The 19,565-nt window shown below is 64.4% G+C and carries 23 protein-coding genes; 21 read left to right on the top strand and 2 right to left on the bottom strand.

What is annotated here, in order from left to right; all coding sequences use genetic code 11:
- Window positions 1-10: 10 nt before the first annotated feature.
- Window positions 11-628 carry a Maf-like protein gene (locus AM586_RS06280; protein WP_047826438.1) on the bottom strand — a complete coding sequence of 206 codons (618 nt, stop codon included), beginning with the start codon at window positions 626-628 and terminating at the stop codon, window positions 11-13.
- Window positions 629-798: 170 nt separating this feature from the next.
- Here AM586_RS06280 and AM586_RS06275 point away from each other — a divergent pair, with 170 nt between their 5' ends.
- The 13 genes from AM586_RS06275 to AM586_RS06215 all read left to right on the top strand — a co-directional run bounded on the left by AM586_RS06275 (window position 799) and on the right by AM586_RS06215 (window position 11,032).
- Window positions 799-1,296 carry a DUF177 domain-containing protein gene (locus tag AM586_RS06275; protein ID WP_047826437.1) on the top strand — a complete coding sequence of 166 codons (498 nt, stop codon included), beginning with the start codon at window positions 799-801 and terminating at the stop codon, window positions 1,294-1,296.
- Between the two features lie 229 nt (window positions 1,297-1,525).
- Complete coding sequence (rpmF, locus tag AM586_RS06270; RefSeq protein WP_036168414.1) at window positions 1,526-1,708, top strand: 50S ribosomal protein L32; 183 nt, start codon at window positions 1,526-1,528, stop codon at window positions 1,706-1,708.
- Window positions 1,709-1,907: 199 nt separating this feature from the next.
- A complete protein-coding gene (gene plsX, locus AM586_RS06265; RefSeq protein WP_047826436.1) occupies window positions 1,908-2,951 on the top strand; it encodes a phosphate acyltransferase PlsX in 1,044 nt (347 codons plus the stop codon).
- Window positions 2,951-3,937, top strand: a complete 987-nt coding sequence (locus AM586_RS06260; RefSeq protein ID WP_047826435.1) for a beta-ketoacyl-ACP synthase III — start codon at window positions 2,951-2,953, stop codon at window positions 3,935-3,937. Before plsX ends, AM586_RS06260 begins: the two co-directional genes overlap by 1 nt.
- 147 nt (window positions 3,938-4,084) lie before the next feature.
- On the top strand, window positions 4,085-5,029 hold the full coding sequence (gene fabD, locus AM586_RS06255) for an ACP S-malonyltransferase (protein ID WP_047826434.1): 945 nt from the start codon (window positions 4,085-4,087) through the stop codon (window positions 5,027-5,029).
- Between the two features lie 83 nt (window positions 5,030-5,112).
- A complete protein-coding gene (gene fabG / locus AM586_RS06250) occupies window positions 5,113-5,850 on the top strand; it encodes a 3-oxoacyl-ACP reductase FabG (protein ID WP_047826433.1) in 738 nt (245 codons plus the stop codon).
- 127 nt (window positions 5,851-5,977) lie between these two features.
- A complete protein-coding gene (gene acpP, locus AM586_RS06245) occupies window positions 5,978-6,217 on the top strand; it encodes an acyl carrier protein (protein WP_036168404.1) in 240 nt (79 codons plus the stop codon).
- 11 nt (window positions 6,218-6,228) lie between these two features.
- Complete coding sequence (gene fabF, locus AM586_RS06240) at window positions 6,229-7,488, top strand: beta-ketoacyl-ACP synthase II (RefSeq protein WP_373887951.1); 1,260 nt, start codon at window positions 6,229-6,231, stop codon at window positions 7,486-7,488.
- A gap of 112 nt (window positions 7,489-7,600) precedes the next feature.
- Window positions 7,601-8,107 (top strand): hypothetical protein, encoded by a 507-nt coding sequence (locus AM586_RS06235; RefSeq protein WP_156328267.1) that lies wholly within the window; start codon window positions 7,601-7,603, stop codon window positions 8,105-8,107.
- A 41-nt stretch (window positions 8,108-8,148) separates the two neighbouring features.
- Entirely contained in the window at window positions 8,149-8,751 is a 603-nt protein-coding gene (gene rpoE / locus AM586_RS06230; protein ID WP_047826430.1) for an RNA polymerase sigma factor RpoE, read from the top strand.
- A gap of 53 nt (window positions 8,752-8,804) precedes the next feature.
- Window positions 8,805-9,089 (top strand): sigma-E factor negative regulatory protein, encoded by a 285-nt coding sequence (locus tag AM586_RS06225; protein ID WP_047826429.1) that lies wholly within the window; start codon window positions 8,805-8,807, stop codon window positions 9,087-9,089.
- 177 nt (window positions 9,090-9,266) lie between these two features.
- A complete protein-coding gene (locus tag AM586_RS06220; RefSeq protein WP_052234439.1) occupies window positions 9,267-10,754 on the top strand; it encodes a DegQ family serine endoprotease in 1,488 nt (495 codons plus the stop codon).
- 8 nt (window positions 10,755-10,762) lie between these two features.
- Entirely contained in the window at window positions 10,763-11,032 is a 270-nt protein-coding gene (locus AM586_RS06215) for a glutaredoxin family protein (protein WP_047826427.1), read from the top strand.
- 6 nt (window positions 11,033-11,038) lie between these two features.
- Here AM586_RS06215 and AM586_RS06210 read toward each other — a convergent pair whose 3' ends face one another.
- Window positions 11,039-11,998 (bottom strand): hypothetical protein, encoded by a 960-nt coding sequence (locus AM586_RS06210; protein ID WP_047826426.1) that lies wholly within the window; start codon window positions 11,996-11,998, stop codon window positions 11,039-11,041.
- A 245-nt stretch (window positions 11,999-12,243) separates the two neighbouring features.
- On the opposite strand from AM586_RS06210, the gene lepA reads away from it, so the two are divergent.
- From lepA to acpS, 8 genes are read left to right on the top strand one after another with little or no spacing between them, the layout of a single operon-like run.
- Window positions 12,244-14,037, top strand: a complete 1,794-nt coding sequence (gene lepA / locus AM586_RS06205; RefSeq protein WP_047826425.1) for a translation elongation factor 4 — start codon at window positions 12,244-12,246, stop codon at window positions 14,035-14,037.
- A gap of 20 nt (window positions 14,038-14,057) precedes the next feature.
- Window positions 14,058-14,975, top strand: a complete 918-nt coding sequence (gene lepB, locus AM586_RS06200; RefSeq protein WP_047826424.1) for a signal peptidase I — start codon at window positions 14,058-14,060, stop codon at window positions 14,973-14,975.
- 15 nt (window positions 14,976-14,990) lie between these two features.
- Window positions 14,991-15,389 (top strand): DUF4845 domain-containing protein, encoded by a 399-nt coding sequence (locus AM586_RS06195; protein WP_229411274.1) that lies wholly within the window; start codon window positions 14,991-14,993, stop codon window positions 15,387-15,389.
- 60 nt (window positions 15,390-15,449) lie between these two features.
- Window positions 15,450-16,292 (top strand): ribonuclease III, encoded by an 843-nt coding sequence (gene rnc / locus AM586_RS06190; protein ID WP_047826457.1) that lies wholly within the window; start codon window positions 15,450-15,452, stop codon window positions 16,290-16,292.
- Between the two features lie 22 nt (window positions 16,293-16,314).
- Window positions 16,315-17,232, top strand: coding sequence for a GTPase Era (era, locus tag AM586_RS06185; RefSeq protein WP_047826422.1), 918 nt, complete (start codon window positions 16,315-16,317; stop codon window positions 17,230-17,232).
- A gap of 25 nt (window positions 17,233-17,257) precedes the next feature.
- On the top strand, window positions 17,258-18,136 hold the full coding sequence (gene recO / locus AM586_RS06180) for a DNA repair protein RecO (protein ID WP_047826421.1): 879 nt from the start codon (window positions 17,258-17,260) through the stop codon (window positions 18,134-18,136).
- A 10-nt stretch (window positions 18,137-18,146) separates the two neighbouring features.
- A complete protein-coding gene (gene pdxJ / locus AM586_RS06175; RefSeq protein ID WP_047826420.1) occupies window positions 18,147-18,932 on the top strand; it encodes a pyridoxine 5'-phosphate synthase in 786 nt (261 codons plus the stop codon).
- 25 nt (window positions 18,933-18,957) lie between these two features.
- Window positions 18,958-19,362 carry a holo-ACP synthase gene (gene acpS / locus AM586_RS06170; RefSeq protein ID WP_047826419.1) on the top strand — a complete coding sequence of 135 codons (405 nt, stop codon included), beginning with the start codon at window positions 18,958-18,960 and terminating at the stop codon, window positions 19,360-19,362.
- Window positions 19,363-19,565 lie beyond the last annotated feature (203 nt).

Here is a 19,565-nt window from a genome sequence, read left to right as displayed (position 1 = left end):
GAAGTTCTGTTCATTCAAAAAAGCGGATCCCCGCGCGGCGCAGCATGCCCGTCAGGGCGATCAGCGGCAGGCCGGTGAGGGCGGTCGGGTCCTGGCTGTCGATGCGCTCGAGCAGGGCGATGCCGAGACCTTCGTTCTTGGCGCTGCCGGCGCAGTCGTAGGGCTGCTCGATGCGCAGGTAGGCGTCGAGCTCGTGGTCCGGCAGGTCGCGGAAGCTGACGAAGGTCTGGATATTCTCGACCTGCACCGCCTGCGCGGCCTGTTCGGGGTCGAGGCGCCCATCCCACAGGCACAGCGCCGTGTGAAAGGTGACGCGGCGTCCGCGCATCGTCTGCAGTTGCGCGAGGGCGCGCGCGTGGTCGCCCGGCTTGCCGATCTGCCGGTCGTCCAGCGTTGCGACCTGGTCCGAACCGATGACGAGCGCGCCCGGGTGTCGTTCGGCGATGGCGGCGGCTTTGTCGCGCGCCAGGCGCAGGGCGGTGGCGTCCGGCGTTTCTTCCGGCAGCGGGGTCTCGTCGATGTCCGGCGAGATCGCCTCGAAGGGCAGGCCGAGCCGGGACAGCAGTTCGCGCCGGTAGGCCGAGCTGGAAGCGAGGATCAGGCGCACAGGAGCGGAACTTGGTATCATGTCGGCCGGTCCAATATTCATAAGCAAAACAAATAGATAGGCCTTCCCGGCAAGCAAATCCGATGGTCCCTGCGGCCAGGCGGGCCGGGATGCGACGCTGGTGCGGAATTCTTTGACTGAGCGGGAAGAAGCCTGTTATTATCGCAGGTTTTCCGGGGAAGCTTTTCCAAATGAGCGCTTTTGTCATCGACGCCTTCGAATTCTGTCGGAACAACGGCTATCGTGAAGGTGTCACGCCGGTGGCGGACATGCCCCGCCTGGCAGCCGATTGCGCCGACCCGTCCGGCGAGATCAAGTGGGCGATCCAGGGCGGCCAGACCAAGCAGGGTTATCCGTCGATGACGCTGTCGGTCTCCGGCACCGTGCAACTGGTCTGCCAGCGTTGCCTTGCGCCGTTCGGCTACGAACTCGATTCGTCGACCATGCTGGTGCTGGGCAAGAACGATGAAGATGCGGACGAGATCGAGGAAGTCCTCGACGATGAAACCATCGACGTGATCGTCGGCAGCCAAAGCTGCGATATCAGGCAGTTGCTGGAAGATGAAGCCCTGCTGGCCCTGCCGCAGGCACCGAAGCACGAGGTGTGCCCCGATACCAAGCTGATGGACTCCCTGAAGTCCGACAAGGTATCGCCGTTCGCGGCACTGAAGAGCCTCAAATCAGAATAAGTGAAGTATTGAAGTAAGTAAGGTTTCGCGCCGTGGGTACCGCAAGCGGGCTCCATGGCGCTCAAGAGACGTGTCAAACGCGTGCAGCAGTCGAGTATGGCAGCGTCAGCAAGATGTAGGCAGCGTTAAACATGTCGGCAATGAAGTTTATTGCCGCTGGGATACTCGATTAGCATGGTATTGCAAGTCGATTGTGTTAGAATTTTAGAACTTATGTTTAGGAGTCATCATGGCAGTTCAGCAGAATAAGAAGTCCCCGTCGAAGCGCGGCATGCACCGTTCGCACGATTTCCTGGTTGCACCGAACCTGGCCGTCGAGCCGACCACCGGTGAAACCCACCTGCGTCACCACATCAGCCCGAACGGTTTCTACCGTGGTCGCAAAGTGATCAAGACCAAGAACGACGAGTAATCGGCGTCTTGCAGTTTTGTTCCATGGAGGCGGTGCAACGTATGAACAGTGCGTGGCACCGCTTTCTCTTTTGCGATATTGATTCCGGTTGCACGTCCGTGTACGCCGTCGTTTTCGATCCCGCTGAGTCCGCCCGGCATCCTGCCGTGCAAGGACACGCTGCCGCTCGCTTTTCCTGAGCCGCGGTTCATCCCGAAAAATGACAATTACAATTTCCATTGACTGCATGGGCGGCGATCACGGCCCCTCGGTTACCATTCCGGCAGCGCTCGCCTTCCTCAAGCACGAACCCAACGCCGAGCTCATCCTCGTCGGCCTGGAAGACCAAGTGCGCGCCGAACTCAAGAAACATCACGCGGACACCAATCCGCGCCTGACCATCAAGCACGCCGCCGAAGTGGTGGCGATGGACGATCCGATCGAAGTCGCGCTGCGCCGCAAGAAGGATTCCTCGATGCGCGTGGCGATCGAGCTGGTCAAGGACGGCCAGGCCGAGGTCTGCGTCTCGGCCGGCAATACCGGTGCCCTGATGGCGATCTCGCGCTACGTCCTGAAGACCATGGCCGACGTCGACCGTCCGGCGATCTGCTCGATCATGCCGAACCAGAAGGGCAGCCCGACCTATATGCTGGACCTGGGCGCCAACGTCGACTGCGAGCCGCACCACCTGCACCAGTTCGCCATCATGGGCGCCGTGCTGTTCCAGGCGATGGAGCAGCGCCGCCCGAGTATCGGCCTGCTCAACGTCGGCACCGAGGAAATCAAGGGCAATGAAGTGGTCAAGGCCACGGGAGCCCTGCTGCGCGCCGACCACGAGCGCGGCGTGCTGAACTTCCACGGCAACGTCGAAGGCAATGACATCTTCAAGGGCACGGTCGACGTGATCGTCTGCGACGGTTTTGTCGGCAACGTGACCCTGAAGGCGGTCGAGGGCCTGTCGCGTTTCGTCAAGGCGACTCTGATGGAAACCACGATGTCCAAGCTGGGCGCGCTGCTGGCCCGCAAGTCGCTGAAGAAGTTGAACCCGGAAAGCTATAACGGCGCCGGCCTGCTGGGCCTGCGCGGCCTGGTGTTCAAGAGCCATGGCGGTGCAAATGCATTTGCTTTCGAGTGGGCAATTAAACGGGCCTATAATGCGGCTCAGTACAATGTGCAGGAACAACTGTCGGCGATGATCGCCGAGTTGATGCCGAGCACACCTGACCCGCAAGCGCCAGGCTCAACCATTCAGCAGGCCAAGTAATGACTGTGTATAGCAAAATCATCGGGACCGGCAGCTACCTGCCGGCCCAGCGCGTCACCAACCACGACCTTGCCGCCCAACTGGGCGCGAAGGGCATCGAGACCTCGGACGAGTGGATCGTGACCCGCAGCGGCATCCAGGCCCGCCACTATGCGGCGGCCGATGAAAACGCTTCCGACCTGGCCGTGAAGGCCGCGCACAAGGCGCTGGAAGCCGCCGGCCTGGCGGCCGAGCAGATCGACCTGATCATCGTCGCCACCTCGACGCCCGACTTCTACGGCAATTTCCCGAGCACGGCCTGTATCGTGCAGAACAAGCTGGGCATCCGCAACAACAGCGCCGCCTTCGACGTGGCGGCCGTCTGCAGCGGCTTCGTCTATGCGATGTCCACCGCCGACGCCTTCATCAAGGCCGGGAATGCAAAGAACGTGCTGGTGATCGGCACCGAAGTGTTCTCGCGCATCCTCGACTTCAACGACCGCGGCACCTGCGTGCTGTTCGGCGACGGCGCCGGCGCCGTCGTGATGAGCGCCTCCGAAGAGCCGGGCGTGCTGGCGGTGAAGCTGCACGCGGACGGCAGCCACGGCAACATCCTGTGCGGCCCGACCAATCCGACGAATGCCGCGATTTCCGGCGAGACCTTCCTTTATATGGATGGCCAGGCGGTGTTCAAGCTGGCCGTGACGGTGCTGGAAAAGGTCGCCTACGAGGCCCTGGAGCACGCGCAGATGCCGGCCTCGGATATCGACTGGCTGATTCCGCACCAGGCCAACCTGCGCATCATGAAGGGCACCGCGAAGAAGCTCGGCCTGCCGCCCGAGAAGATGGTGGTGACCGTCGACGAACACGGCAATACCTCGGCCGCATCGATCCCGCTGGCCCTCGACCAGGCGGTGCGTGACGGCCGCATCCAGCCCGGCCACAACATCCTGATGGAAGGCGTGGGCGGCGGCTTTACCTGGGGTGCCGTCCTGGCCCGCATGTGATCTGAAGGGGGATCGCAAACCTGCTGCGCGTCGAATTTTCGTCCTGCGATGCTCGCCGTACCATAAGTACGGCTGCGCTTCTCGAACGAAACTTCTTCCGCTCGCGACGGTTTTCGATGCCCCCGAAACAGTAGGAGTATAAAAAAAATGAGCAAATTCGCATTTCTGTTTACGGGCCAGGGCGCCCAGGCCGTCGGCATGTTGAACGGCTTCGCCGGCAACCCGGTCGTCGAACAGACCGTGGCCGAGGCGTCGGAAGCGCTGGGCCAGGACCTCGGCAAGCTGATCGCCGAAGGTCCGAAGGAAGAACTGGACCTGACCACCAACACCCAGCCGGTGATGCTGACCGCGGCCGTGGCCGTGTACCGCGCCTGGATCGCGGCCGGCGGCCCGGCCCCGAGCGTCGTCGCCGGCCACAGCCTGGGCGAGTACTCGGCCCTGGTGGCCGCCGGCGTGATCGACTTCAAGGACGCGGTGCCGCTGGTGCGCTTCCGCGCCCAGTCGATGCAGGACGCGGTGCCGGTCGGGCAGGGCGGCATGGCCGTCATCCTCGGCCTGTCGGCCGATGCCGTGCGCGAAGTCTGCGCCGAGGCTGCCCAAGGCGACGTGGTCGAGGCAGTGAACTTCAACGAGCCAACCCAGATCGTGATCGCCGGCCACACCGCCGCGGTCGAGCGCGCCTGCGAGATCGCCAAGGCCAAGGGCGCCAAGCGCGCCATGAAGCTGGCGGTGTCGGCGCCGTTCCACTCCTCGCTGCTGAAGCCGGCGTCGGATCGCCTGCGCGACTACATGGCCGGCCTGACTTTCCGCGCGCCGCAGATCGACTTGATCAATAACGTCGACGTCGCTATCCTGCACGATCCTGCTGCGATCAAGGACGCGCTGGTGCGCCAGGCCGCAGGCCCGGTGCGCTGGGTCGAGACCATGCAGAAGATGGCGGCCGAGGGTGTGACCCAGGTGATCGAGTGCGCGCCGAGCAAGACCCTGATCGGCATGGCCAAGCGCATCGACCCGGTGCTGGCCGGCGAAGCCCTGGTCGACCAGGCGTCGCTGGAGCGCGTGCTGGCGTCGCTGCAAGGCGCGGCACAGTAATATTACCTATGGGGTCAGATCCCGGTGTCCCCGGGTGGGCTCTGACCCCATCTGAATAAGAGCAATCAAAGCCAAGGATCAGCATGAACCTGCAAAACCAAGTCGCCCTCGTTACCGGCGCATCGCGCGGCATCGGCAAGGCCATCGCACTCGAACTGGCGCGCCAGGGCGCGAAAGTGGTCGGCACCGCCACCACCGAAGCCGGCGCCGACGCCATTACCGCCTACCTGGCTGAATTCGGCGGCAAAGGCATGGTGCTGAACGTCACCGATGCGGCCCAGTGCGGCGCCGTGATCGACGACGTGACCAAGAACGTCGGCAGCATCGGCATTCTGGTCAACAACGCCGGCATCACCCAGGACAACCTGGCGATGCGGATGAAGGACGAGGAGTGGGACAACGTGATCGCCACCAACCTGAGCGCCGTCGGCCGCCTGTCGCGCGCCGTGCTGCGCGGGATGATGAAGGCGAAGCAGGGCCGTATCATCAACATCACCTCGGTGGTCGCATCGAGCGGCAATCCGGGCCAGATGAACTACGCGGCGGCCAAGGCCGGCGTGGAGGGCATGGGCCGCGCGCTGGCGCGCGAGATCGGCAGCCGCAACATCACCGTCAACAGCGTGGCGCCGGGCTTCATCGATACCGACATGACCAAGGCCCTCGGCGACAGCCAGCACGAAGCGCTGCTGGGCCAGATCCCGCTGGGCCGCCTGGGCAAGCCGGAAGACATCGCGCACGCGGTGGCCTTCCTGGCCGGTCCGCAGGCCGCCTACATCACGGGCACGACGCTGCACGTGAACGGCGGCATGTACATGAATTAAGCCAGATCTCATCTTTTAGCAGTAGTTTCAGCCGAAATAGCGTCAAACGCTGAAAATAGTTTTTCAACGCGCAAACCCTGATAAAATGCGCGCACTTTCCGCAACACATACCTAATGGAGCCATAACATGTCGGATATCGAACAACGCGTTAAAAAAATCGTCGCTGAGCAACTGGGCGTTGCGGAAGCAGACATCAAAATCGATTCCTCGTTCGTTGACGACCTCGGCGCTGATTCGCTGGACACCGTTGAACTGGTGATGGCACTGGAAGACGAATTCGAAATGGAGATCCCGGACGAGCAAGCCGAGAAGATCACCACCGTTCGTCAAGCCATCGAGTACGCACAAGCGCACGTCAAGGCCTAAGCTTTTAAGTAATTCAGGAGAAACGCTTGAGTTCACGCAACCGTCGTGTCGTCGTAACTGGCCTGGGTTGCATTTCCCCGATCGGTAACAGCATTGCCGAGGCGTGGGAAAGCGCCTTGGCGGGCAAATCGGGGATCGCCAACATCACCCGGTTCGACGCAACGCCCTTTTCGACCCGTTTCGCGGGCGAAGTGAAGAACTTCAACGTCGAGGACTACCTGCCCGGCAAGGAAGGCCGCCACATGGATACCTTTATCCATTTCGGCATGGCCGCAGGTATCCAGGCGTTGCAGGATTCGGGCATCGAAGTCACCGAGCAGAACGCCGACCGTATCGGCGTGATGGTGGGTTCGGGCATCGGCGGTCTGCCGATGATCGAAGCGACCAAGGAAGAGTACGACAGCCGCGGCCCTCGCCGCATCTCGCCGTTCTTCGTTCCGGCCTCGATCATCAACATGATCTCGGGCGACCTGTCGATCAAATTCGGCCTGCGCGGCCCGAACCTGGCCATCGTCACCGCCTGCACCACCGGCCTGCACTGCATCGGCGCGGCGGCGCGCCTGATCGAGTACGGCGATGCCGACATGATGATCGCTGGCGGCGCCGAGTCGACCGTCTCGCCGCTGGGCCTGGGCGGCTTCGCCTCGGCCCGTGCGCTGTCTTCGCGTAACGATGATCCGGCTACGGCATCGCGTCCCTGGGACCGCGACCGCGACGGCTTCGTGCTGGGCGAGGGCGCTGGCGTCATGGTGCTCGAAGAGTACGAACACGCCAAGGCCCGCGGCGCGAAGATCTATGCGGAAGTCGTCGGCTTCGGCATGAGCGCGGACGCCAACCACATCACCGCTCCGCTCGAGGATGGCAGCGGCGCCTCGCGCTGCATGGTGTCGGCAATGAATTACGCCGGCATCAACCCGGACCAGGTGCATTACGTGAATGCGCATGGCACCTCGACCCCGGTCGGCGATGTCGCGGAAGTGAAGGGCATCAAGCGCACCTTCGGCGACCACGCCGGCAAGCTGGTGGTCAACTCGACCAAGTCGATGACCGGCCACCTGCTGGGCGGCGCCGGCGGCCTCGAGTCCGTGTTCACCGTGCTGGCGATCCACAACCAGGTGTCCCCGCCGACGATCAACATCTTCAACCAGGATCCGGAATGCGACCTGGACTTCTGCGCCAACACGGCGCGGGACCTGAAGATCGATTACGCGGTGAAGAACTCCTTCGGTTTCGGCGGCACCAACGGCACCCTGGTATTTGCCAAGGTCTGACCGACTGCATCGAGCCTGAACCAAAAACGCCCATCCCGGTCTAAGGGATGGGCGTTTTGTTTTTTGCGGCCCATTGCGGCCACGTCCTTCCTTTTCACGCATTCCATCGCCCATGCCGATAGCGGTTTCCGCCATCGTCAGGCCGTCGCGCATCCATCGATTCTTGCTCATCGGCGCCGGCCTGGCTCTGCTTGCCGCCGCGCTCGCGGTCGGCATCGTCGCGCCTGTGCGTTTCCACGCGGCGCCATTCCAGGCGCTCATGCTGGCCGTCGCGGGCGCCGGGCTGATGCATGCCGGGTCGCGGCGGGCAAAGACGCACCGGATTGATATTTCTGGAACCGGTGACCTGGTCCTGACGGTACAACAAGGACTGTGCCAGCGCAGCCTGGCCGGACCTGCAGATGCCGCGGACGGCGTGGCCGGCGTGGCCCTGTTGCCGGGTTCCGTCGTCTGGCCACCGCTGATGCTGCTGCGCCTGCGCGACGAGCGCGCCCGCGTACGCGTGCTGCCGGTGTGGCGCGACAGCGTCGAGCCGGGCGTCTGGCGCGTGTTGGCGGCTGCCGTCCTGGCGCTCGGGCGGCGCGGCGGCCGCAACGCACAGGACAGCCGGATTCGATGAACTTATTGCAACGAGCCAACTCTTAGCAACAGGGACGTTCAGTGACAACCGAACGCGAGTGTGATCAACTGCTGGTTGAACGCGTCCAGGCTGGCGATCGCCGGGCTTTCGACCTGCTGGTGTCGAAATACCAGCGCCGGCTCATGCGCCTGGTGTCGCGCCTCGTGCATGACCCGGCCGAGGCGGAAGACGTGGTGCAGGAAACCTTTATCAAGGCCTTTCGTGCTTTGCGCCATTTCCGCGGCGATTCCGCGTTCTATACCTGGCTGTACAGAATCGGAATAAATACAGCAAAGAATTTTCTCGTCACGCAAGGCCGGCGCGCGCCAACCTCGACCGAAGCCGATGCCGAGCGGGCGGAAGGATTTGACGACGCAGACAGCTTGCGAGACATTAATACACCCGAGTCCGTCCTGGCCAGCAAGCAGATCGCGTTCACGGTAAATGCCGCGATGGAAGCGCTGCCGCTGGAATTGCGGACCGCGATCGTCCTGCGCGAAATCGAAGGCTTGAGCTACGAGGAAATCTCCGAAGTGATGGCGTGTCCAATCGGTACCGTGCGTAGCCGGATTTTCCGGGCGCGTGAGGTGATTGCCGAGAAATTGAGGCCCTTGCTCGATATTCCGGCTGACAAGCGTCGGTAGCCAGCGAAACAGATTTACAACGAGGATCTGAAGACCGACGTGATGGAACCAAGATGGACGCCAACAAAAAAAACCGTGAATACATCTCTGCCCTGATGGACGGCGAAACCGCCGAATCCGACCTGGAGCTGGCCATGGCCGCGCTGGGCGGACCGGAGGGCGAGCAGGCCTGGGATACTTACCACCACATCGGCGACGTCCTGCGCGCCGAGGCCACGGCCGAGCTGTCGCCCGGCTTCGCGGAGCGCCTCGCTGCGCGCCTCGCGGCCGAGCCCGCGCCGAGCAAGCGCGCGACCGGCGCCGTCGAAACGGCCGCCGCCACCGCCGGCCCGCGCTGAGCTCAAGAGCGCCTGACAAAATCCGCAGGGTGAGGCGATGCAAGGGCGCCATGCGGGTTTTGCCAGGTGCTCCACGCGGCGCCGTGGAAGCCGCACCCATCGGTCTGTACCGTGGCGACAACGTTGGTATTTTGGCTTACCATTACATTAATTTAAGCCTGAACACCCATCGATCCCATGACAAGCAAAACTGGTAGCACGATCCTGTCGGCCCTCATGTTTGCGGGCGCGAGTCTGATGTTCTCCACGGCCGCCCTGGCCGCGGCGCCTGCAGCCGCAGCCGCAGCCGGCGCCGCGCCCGTGGTCACCCCGCCGGTCGCCGGCCTGCCCGATTTCGCCGACCTGGTCGACAAGGCCGGCCCGGCAGTCGTCAACATCCGCACCACCGAGCGCGTGAAGCTCGGCCAGGGCGGGGCGGACGACGAGATGCAGGAATTCCTGCGCCGCTTCTTCGGCGGCCAGATGCCGCCGCGCGGCGGCCGCGGCGGACGCGGATCCCAGCAGCCCCAGGAAGAAGAAGTGCAGCGCGGGGTCGGCTCCGGCTTCATCATTTCCGACGACGGCTACGTCATGACGAACGCCCACGTGGTCGAGGGCGCGGACGAGGTCACGGTGACGCTCACCGACCGCCGCGAATTCAAGGCCAAGGTGCTGGGCGCCGACAAGCGCAGCGACGTCGCCCTGCTGAAGGTCGAGGCCCGCAACCTGCCGTCGCTGCGGATCGGCGATTCGAACCGGATCCGTGTCGGCGAATGGGTGATCGCGATCGGCTCGCCCTTCAACCTGGAAAACACGGTCACGGCCGGCATCATCTCGGCCAAGGCGCGCGACACCGGCGAATACCTGCCGCTGATCCAGAGCGACGTCGCGGTCAATCCCGGCAACTCGGGCGGCCCGCTGATCAACATGCGCGGTGAGGTCATCGGCATCAATTCGCAGATCGCGACCCTGTCCGGCGCCTACAACGGCATCTCCTTCGCGGTGCCGATCGACGAAGTGATGCGGGTGGCCGACCAGATCAAGAAGACCGGCAAGGTCACGCGTGGACGCCTCGGCGTGCAGATCAGCGAAGTCACGCGCGACGTCGCCGAGTCGCTGGGCCTGGGCCGCGCGCGCGGCGCCGAGGTCGCGATGGTCGAGCCGGGCGGTCCTGCCGACAAGGGCGGCGTCAAGGTCGGCGACATCATCCTGAAATTCAACGGCAAGGACATCGAGAAGAGTTCGGACCTGCCGCGCCAGGTCGGCGGCAGCGCCGTCGGCAGCCGCGCCAGCGTCACCGTCTGGCGCCGCGGCAGCCAGATCGACCTGCCGGTCACCATCGTCGAGCTGCAGGACGAGCAGGCGCCCGGCGCCAAGCCCCAGCCGAAGAAGAAGACGCCCGAGCAGTCCACCAATGCCCTCGGCCTGCAGGTGTCGGACCTGACCCCGGCCCAGAAGCGCGAGTTGAAGCTGGAGTCCGGTGTGCTGGTCGACTTCGCGGACGGTCGCGCCGCCGCCGCCGGCATCGAGCCGGGCGACCTGATCCTGCAGATCAACAATGCCGAGGTCAGCAACGTCGCCCAGTTCAACGGCCTGGTCGCCAAGCTGGATGCGAAGAAGACCGTGGCGCTGCTGGTACGGCGCGACAACGTCACGCGCTATGTCGTGATCAAGCCGCGCCAGTAAGGGATGCAATGAGCACGCCGCGTTTCACCCTGTATTCACGCAGCTACTGCCACTTGTGCGAGGACATGCTCGAGGCCCTGCGCGCCTTCATGGCGCGCGAAGGGCTGGCCTTCAGCGTCGATGTCGTGGATGTGGATGCCGACCCGCGCCTGGTCGCGCGCTACGACGAGCTGGTGCCGGTGCTGGTCGGCGCCGATCCGGACGGTCCCGAGCTGTGCCACTATTTCCTCGACGAAGCAGCGCTGCGACGTCAGCTCGGGATCGAACAAGCCGCCTGAGCCTCCTCAGGCGGCGAGCGCCACCGGCGCCGGCGCCGTCTGCGCCGATCCCATCAGGCATTCCATGAAGCGGCGCTTGCGCAGGCTGCGCGGGCTGTCCCAGAAGGGTTCCAGCCAGGCCGCCGGACTGCCGCCGGCTTCCACCGCGAGTGTCTGCGGGCGGTCCAGCAATTCGCAATGGACATAGCTCGCGAAACACTCGGCAAAATCGTCGTAGGGATTGGTGGCGCCGTACAGGCTGGCGAACTCGCTGCCTTCCAGGCCGGCGCAGGCGGCCAGCAGGGCGTCGCTGTCGAGCTTCCTGTCGCCATAGAAATCCACCACCCCGCGCAAGTCGAAGTCCGCACCGGGATGCGGCACGAAGCGCGCATCGGGGCCCATGCGCCAGCTCAGGTCGAGGAAGGCGAAGGGGCGCGCGGGCACGGCTTCCCACCACGCGGGCAGGAAACGATGGCCGGCGCTCAGCACATGGCCGAACTCGTGCAGCAGCAGGTATTGCATGGCGCCGGCGCGCGTGTCCCGGTCCGGGCTGGCGATCGTCGCCGCCAGCGTGTACTCGCCGCCGGACAGGAAGGGCAGGTTTTCCTTCCACGTGGCCCAGGAATTGGCGCCGTGCGGGGCCAGCAGGCCGATGTCGAGCAGGACCACGCAGCCGAGGAGCCGGCCCTGCGCGTCGGCGACGACGTCGGTGATGCCCGAGGAGCCCAGCCCCTGTCCCAGGCAGATGCCGAGCAGCAGCGGATCGACCAGCTCGCGCACGCCGGCCGGCATGCCGCAGATGGCCTCGCCCAGTTCGCGGCGCAGGCCGGAGGTGGGCGCGACCGGCACCGGCACCGCGTCCAGCCCCGAGGCCACGTTGACCTGGTGTACCAGCGCGCACACCTCCGGCGGGAGCGCGAGGATGCGTTCGTGGAACGGCAGGCGCTGGCGCGCTTTCCAGGCCTGGGGGTCTGAGGCGATAATCATGGTTGGTCCGCGTCGGAAATAGGGAAGCTCGAGGTCTTGCCTCTTTTACGGCAGGAAGGATGAATACTTGATGAGCTGCAATTGATGCGAGGTAGTTAAGAGCCCCGCCGGAAACCCGGCTTTCTGACCCGAAATCCGGTAAAATGCACGGTTTGAATTCTCCCGCTTGACGAAAGCGCTCGCCTGGGGCGGCTTGGAGCCCCGACTGAGCGCTTTTTTCGTATTGTCCCCGACACTGCATGTTAATGAAAAACATACGTAACTTCTCCATCATCGCCCACATCGATCACGGCAAGTCGACGCTGGCTGACCGCATCATCCAGATGTGCGGCGGCCTGTCCGAACGTGAAATGGACGCGCAGGTGCTCGACTCGATGGACCTGGAGCGCGAGCGCGGCATTACCATCAAGGCCCAGACCGCGGCGCTGCAGTACAAGGCGCGCGACGGCCAGATCTACAACCTGAACCTGATCGACACCCCGGGCCACGTCGACTTCTCCTATGAAGTCTCGCGTTCGCTGTCGGCCTGCGAGGGCGCGCTGCTGGTGGTCGACGCCTCGCAGGGCGTGGAGGCGCAGACCGTCGCCAACTGCTACACCGCGCTCGACCTGGGCGTGGAAGTGGTGCCGATCCTGAACAAGATCGACCTGCCGCACGCCGATCCGGACAATGCGAAGAAAGAGATCGAGGACGTGATCGGCATCGACGCCAGCGACGCCACGGTCTGCTCGGCCAAGACCGGCCTGGGCGTGGAAGACGTGCTGGAAACCCTGATCGCGAAAGTCCCGCCGCCGCAAGGCGATCCGGAGGCGCCGCTGCAGGCCCTGATCGTCGACTCCTGGTATGACAGCTATGTCGGCGTCGTGATGCTGGTGCGCGTGGTCAACGGCACCCTGCGCCCGAAGGACAAGATCCTGCTGATGGCGACCGGCTCCCAGCAGCTGGTCGAGCAGGTCGGCGTGTTCAGCCCGCGTTCGGTGCAGCTGAACGAGCTGAGCGCAGGCCAGGTCGGCTTCGTGATCGCCGGCATCAAGGAACTGAAGGCCGCCAAGGTCGGCGATACCGTGACCCTGGCGCAGAAGCCGGCCCCGGCGCCGCTGCCGGGCTTCAAGGAAGTCCAGCCGCAGGTCTTCGCCGGCCTGTTCCCGGTCGAGGCCAACCAGTACGACGCCCTGCGCGACTCGCTGGAAAAGCTGAAGCTGAACGACGCCGCCCTGATGTACGAGCCGGAAGTGTCGCAGGCGCTGGGCTTCGGCTTCCGCTGCGGCTTCCTGGGCCTGCTGCACATGGAAATCGTGCAGGAGCGCCTGGAGCGCGAATTCGACATGGACCTGATCACGACCGCGCCGACGGTGGTGTACGAGGTCGAGATGCGCGACGGTTCGATCATCCGCGTCGACAATCCGTCGAAGATGCCGGAGCCGTCCAAGATCAACGAGGTGCGCGAGCCGATCGTCGACGTCAATCTCTACATGCCGCAGGAATACGTGGGTTCGGTGATGACCCTGTGTAACGGCAAGCGCGGCGTCCAGATGGACATGGCCTACCACGGCCGCCAGGTCAAGCTGCACTACGAAATCCCGATGGCGGAGATCGTGCTGGACTTCTTCGACCGCCTGAAGTCGACCTCGCGCGGCTATGCCTCGATGGACTACGAGTTCAAGGAATACCGCGCCGCCGACGTCGTCAAGGTCGACATGCTGATCAACAGCGAGAAGGTCGATGCGCTGGCGATCATCGTGCACCGCGCCAACGCGCCTTACCGCGGCCGCCAGGTGGCGGCGAAGATGCGCGAACTGATCCCGCGCCAGATGTTCGACGTGGCGATCCAGGCCGCGATCGGGGCGACCATCATCTCGCGTGAAAACGTCAAGGCGCTGCGCAAGAACGTGCTGGCCAAGTGCTACGGCGGCGACATCTCGCGCAAGAAGAAACTGCTGGAAAAGCAGAAGGCCGGCAAGAAGCGCATGAAGCAGGTGGGCTCGGTGGAGATCCCGCAAGAGGCCTTCCTGGCCATCCTGCAGGTAGAAGACAAATAAGAAGGAAAGACTGACAAGCGATGAATCTGCAACCGATCCTGGGAAATTTTGCGCTGATCCTGTTCGTGGCGATGGTGGTCACGGGCGTCATCTGGTTCCTCGATGTCTTCGTGCTGTCCAAGCAGCGCCGCGCGAAAGCCGACGCCGCCCTGGCCGAGTACGACTCGCACCGCGCCAAGCTGACCGCCGACGGCATCAAGGTCGACAACGGCAACCGCGCGGCGCTGGAAGCGTCGATCCTGCGCCAGCCGACCTGGGTCGAGTACTCGGGCAGCTTTTTCCCGGTGATCGCGCTGGTGTTCTTCCTGCGCTCCTTCCTGTTCGAGCCCTTCAAGATCCCATCCTCGTCGATGGTGCCGACCCTGCTGGTGGGCGACCTGATCCTGGTGAACAAGTTCGACTACGGTATCCGCCTGCCGGTGATCAACAAGAAGATCGTCGAAGTCGGCAACCCGCAGCGCGGCGACGTCATGGTCTTCAAATACCCGAAAGACATGAGCCAGGACTACATCAAGCGCGTCATCGGCGTGCCGGGTGATAAAATCGTTTACGAGAACAAGCGCCTGACCGTCAACGGGGTTGCTGTCCAGTACGAGCCGATGGACGATTACCTCGACGACGAGCGTCCCGTGTACCACAAGCAGTTCGTGGAGAAGCTCCCGAATGCGCCGCACCGTATCCTGAACATGGACGGACAGCGCTCGATCAACCTGGCTGCGGTCGACCCGGACTTTCCGCATCACGAAAATTGCACCTATTCCTACGATAAATTTACCTGTATCGTACCGGAAGGCAATTATTTCATGATGGGCGATAACCGCGACAACAGTGCAGACAGCCGCTACTGGGGCTTCGTGCCGGACCAGAACATCGTCGGCAAGGCTGTGCTTGTTTGGATGAACTTCAGTAACCCGAAGCGCATCGGCGGTATCCACTGACAGGCGGAGGCGCGGATGCGACAGGCAGGAATGGGTAGGGAGGCCGGCGTTTCGCTGTCCGGCCTGATTGTGGTGCTGGTGGTGCTCGGCGCGGTGGCGCTGGTGGCGATGAAGGTATTTCCGGCCTGGGCCGAATACCGTTCGATCAAGAATGCCATCGTGCAAGCCAAGGCGGCCGGCGGCGGGACCCGCGAGATGCAGCAGGCCTTCGAACGGAATGCGGAGATCAACAACATCACCGCCATCTCCAGCCGTGACCTGGTGATTACCCGCGACAACGGCCAGGCCGAAGTCAGCTTCGCCTACGAAAAACGGATTCCGCTGGCCGGCAACGTCAGCCTGCTGCTCGATTTCGCCGGCACCACCGATCCGAGCGGAGAAGTGGCAGCCAAGGCCGACGCGGCTGCCAAGTAATAAACCGGGCAGGGTCGGGCATGAGTCCGCTCTGCCGGACTCACGCAAAATGAAACGACAATGAATCTTCAGTTATTGCAAACTCGCCTCGGTTATACGTTCCGGGACCCCAGCCTGCTCCAGCAGGCGCTGACCCACCGTAGCCACAGCAGCCTGCATAACGAGCGCCTGGAGTTCCTCGGAGATTCGATCCTCAACTGCGTGGTGGCCTCGGTCCTGTACGAACGCTTCAAGGACCTGCCCGAAGGCGACCTGTCGCGCCTGCGCGCCAACCTGGTCAAGCAGCAATCGCTGTACGAGATTGCCCAGAAGATCGAACTGTCGCAATTCCTGCGCCTGGGCGAGGGGGAACTCAAGTCGGGCGGTTTCCGCCGCCCTTCGATCCTGGCCGACACCCTCGAAGCCCTGCTGGGCGCCATCTTCCTCGACAGCGGCTTCGACAGCGCGCGCGACGCGATCCGCGCCTTCTACATCCCGCTGCTGGACTCGGTCGATCCGCGCACCCTCGGCAAGGATGCCAAGACGCTGCTGCAGGAATTCCTGCAGAGCAAAAAGATTTCGCTGCCGACCTATAACGTGGTGGCGACCCACGGCGCCGCCCACAGCCAGGAATTCGAGATCGAATGCCTGGTGCCCAAGCTCGGCATCCAGGTCTTCGGACGCGGCGGCAGCCGCCGCGCCGGCGAGCAGGCGGCGGCGCGCCTCGCCCTCGAAGTCGCGGAGCAGGCGGTGCAGAAGGGCTCCGGCGGCGGGCGCAAGAGCCGTCCGCGTTCGGCCCAGTTGAAGCTGGCCGGCATCGCGACGGACCAGAGCGCGGACCAAAGCGCCACCCAGACCGGCGTGCCGGCGGACGGCGACGTCGCCGAAGCAAAGCAGGCCCAGCCGCAAAGCCGGCATCCATGAATCAAACCAGGAAAACAGCAGCATGAACATCGAGACCACCCAGGACGACAGCACTCCCGCAGATTTCCGCTGCGGCTACATCGCCATCGTCGGCCGTCCCAACGTGGGCAAGTCGACCCTGATGAACGTGCTGATCGGCGCGAAGGTGTCGATCACCTCGCGCAAGGCCCAGACCACGCGCCACCGCATCACCGGCATCCAGACCCGCGACGACGCCCAGTTCATCTACGTCGACACCCCGGGCTTCCAGACCCGCCATGCGAACGCGCTGAACAAGACGCTCAACAAGACGGTCTCGAACACCCTGACCGCCTCCGACGTGATCCTGTTCCTGGTCGAAGCCGGCGCCTTCGGCCCGGCCGACCAGCAGGTGCTGGACATGCTGCCGAAGAATGTCCCGGTGATCCTGGTGATCAACAAGTCCGACCGCATGAAGGACAAGGCCGAGCTGATGCCCTTCGCGGCCAAGGTCGCCGGCCTGCGCGACTTCACGGCCGTGGTGCCGGTGTCGGCCAAGCTGCGCTTCCAGGTCGATGCGCTGGAAAAGGAAATCCGCAGCCACCTGCCGGAAAATCCGCCGGTGTTCGGCCCGGACGACATCACCGACCGCAGCGAGAAATTCCTGGCCGCCGAGATCGTCCGCGAAAAGGTGTTCCGCCTGCTGGGCGACGAGCTGCCCTACACCAGCACGGTGCTGATCGAAAAATTCGAGCAGGAAGGCAATCTGCGCCGCGTCTTCGCCGCCATCCTGGTGGAGCGCGACACGCACAAGGCCATGATCATCGGTAACAAGGGCGCGCGCCTGAAAGAGATCTCGACCCAGTCGCGCCTGGACATGGAAAAGCTGTTCGGCGGCCCCGTGTACCTGGAGATCTGGGTCAAGGTGAAGTCGGGCTGGGCCGACAACGAAGCCGGCCTGCGCGCCTACGGCTACGAATAAGCCCTCGACGACGACACCCGCGCGCATGCACGGCCAGGACGACGACCAGCAGGACAAGCACCCCGAGCAGGCGCAGGAAGCCGCCGCGCCGTATGCGGTGCAGCCCGCCGTTGCGGCGCCGGCGGCGCCTGCGCCTGTGGCACCACCGCCGGCCCCCGCGCCCAAGCCCGAACGCCGCCGCGCCCTGGCGCGCGACAGCCGCGTGCTGGGCCAGCCCGGCTTCGTGCTGCACAGCTATCCGTACAAGGAAACCAGCCTCATCGTCGACATGTTTACGCGCGACCATGGGCGTATCGGCGTGGTCGCGAAAGGGGCCAAGCGGCCGCTGTCCAAGCTGCGCGGCGTGCTGCAGACCTTCCAGCCGCTGTCGATTTCCTTCTCCGGCAAGTCCGAGCTGCGCACCCTGATCGACGCCGATTGGGTCGGCGGCATGCTGCCGATCGAGAAGACGGCGCTGCTGTGCGGGTTTTACCTGAACGAGCTGCTGGTCAAGCTGCTGGCGCGGGACGACCCGCACCCGGCGCTGTTCGACCATTACGTGGCGACGCTCAACGAATTGGCGCACAATGAACCCGTGCAGATCGTCTTGCGAAAGTTCGAACGGGCCTTACTTAAGGAGACCGGGGTCGCCGCCGACCTGACGCGCGACACCGGTACCCGGGCCCCGGTCGACGCCGGCGGCCTGTATGTCGTCGATCCGGAGCGCGGTGCGCGCCGTGCGCAGGCGGGGGATACCTGGCCCGTGGTGAGCGGCAAGACCCTGATCGACATGGAGAAGGAACACTACGGCGACCTGCAGACGCAGGCGCAGAGCAAGCAGCTGATGCGTTTCCTGCTGGCCTATCACCTGGGTGGCGCGCCGCTGAATACGCGCCAGATTCTCATCGACTTGATGCAGCTTTAAGAAAAAAACCATGAGCTTCCTGCAACCGAAAGGCCAGGTCATCGACCTTGGCGTGAACATCGACCACGTCGCCACCGTCCGCAATGCGCGCGGGACCGTCTACCCGGATCCGCTGCGCGCGGCCCTGCTGGCCGAACAGGCCGGCGCCGACCTGATCACGCTGCACCTGCGTGAAGACCGCCGCCACATCAAGGATGCCGACGTGCTGGCGATCCGTCCGCAGCTGCTGACCCGCATGAACCTCGAAGCCGCCGTCACCCGGGAGATGGTCGACTTCGCCTGCCAGGTCCGGCCGCAGGACGTCTGCCTGGTGCCCGAGCGCCGCGAAGAGGTGACCACCGAAGGCGGCCTGGACGTGATCCGCTACTACAAGGAAGTCGAAGCCGCGGTGAAGCAGCTGGCCGGCGAGGGCATCCGCGTCTCGCTGTTCATCGACGCCGACGAGCAGCAGATCGCCGCCGCCGCCGCGGTCGGTGCGCCGGTGATCGAGCTGCACACCGGCCGCTATGCCGAGGCCGAAGAGGAAGAAGAGGTCGCGCGCGAGCTGGCCCGCATCAAGCTGGGCGTGCGCGCCGGCATCAAGCATGGCCTGCGCGTGAACGCCGGCCACGGCCTGCATTACACGAACGTGCAGCCGATCGCCGCCATCCCCGAGATCCACGAGCTGAACATCGGCCACGCGATCGTTGCCCATGCCCTGTTCGTCGGCTGGGAGCACGCGGTGCGCGAGATGAAGGCGATCATGGTCGATGCGCGACTGGGCGTCTCGCTCGGCAATCCCTCGTCGGAGACCTGAGCAGGGTCACAGGAGATTCGTGCGCATGATCTACGGAATCGGCACCGACATCGTCCAGATCTCGCGCGTGGAGGCTGCCCTCGCGCGCAACGGCGACCGCTTCGCCGAAAAGATCCTCGGACCGCAGGAACTCGTCAAATACCACGCCCGCCGCGCCAAGCACGAAGTGCGCGGGCTGCGCTTCCTGGCCACGCGCTTCTCGGCCAAGGAGGCGTTCTCGAAGGCGATCGGGCTGGGCATGCGCATGCCCATGACCTGGCGCTCGGCCCAGATGCTCAACGCGCCCAGCGGCAAGCCCGTCATCGTCTGCAGCGGGGCGCTCGAGGAATTCATGCGTGAACACCGTCTCACGGCGCAGGTGACGATCAGCGACGAAGCCGACTATGGCGTCGCCTTCGTGATCGTGACCCAGGCGCCCGAACCTATCTAGCAGGACCCAAGTGACCAAGGAAGTTCGACCAGACGAGCAGCCGGAAAGCCCGGCCGCTCCGGAAGTACAGGAGACGCACGTCGCCTACGTTGCCGCCGGCGGCGCCGCGATGCCGGCCCCGGCCCCGGTGGCGCCGTCCAGGCGCACGCGCGCCGCCAGCAACCGCGCCAAGGCCGAGGGCCAGCCGGAAGGCTCGCCGCGCG

Source organism: Massilia sp. WG5 (assembly GCF_001412595.2).
Taxonomy (GTDB): Bacteria; Pseudomonadota; Gammaproteobacteria; order Burkholderiales; family Burkholderiaceae_D; genus Telluria.
Note: the sequence above shows the minus strand (reverse complement) of the source record. Positions and strands in the feature narration are given on the sequence as shown.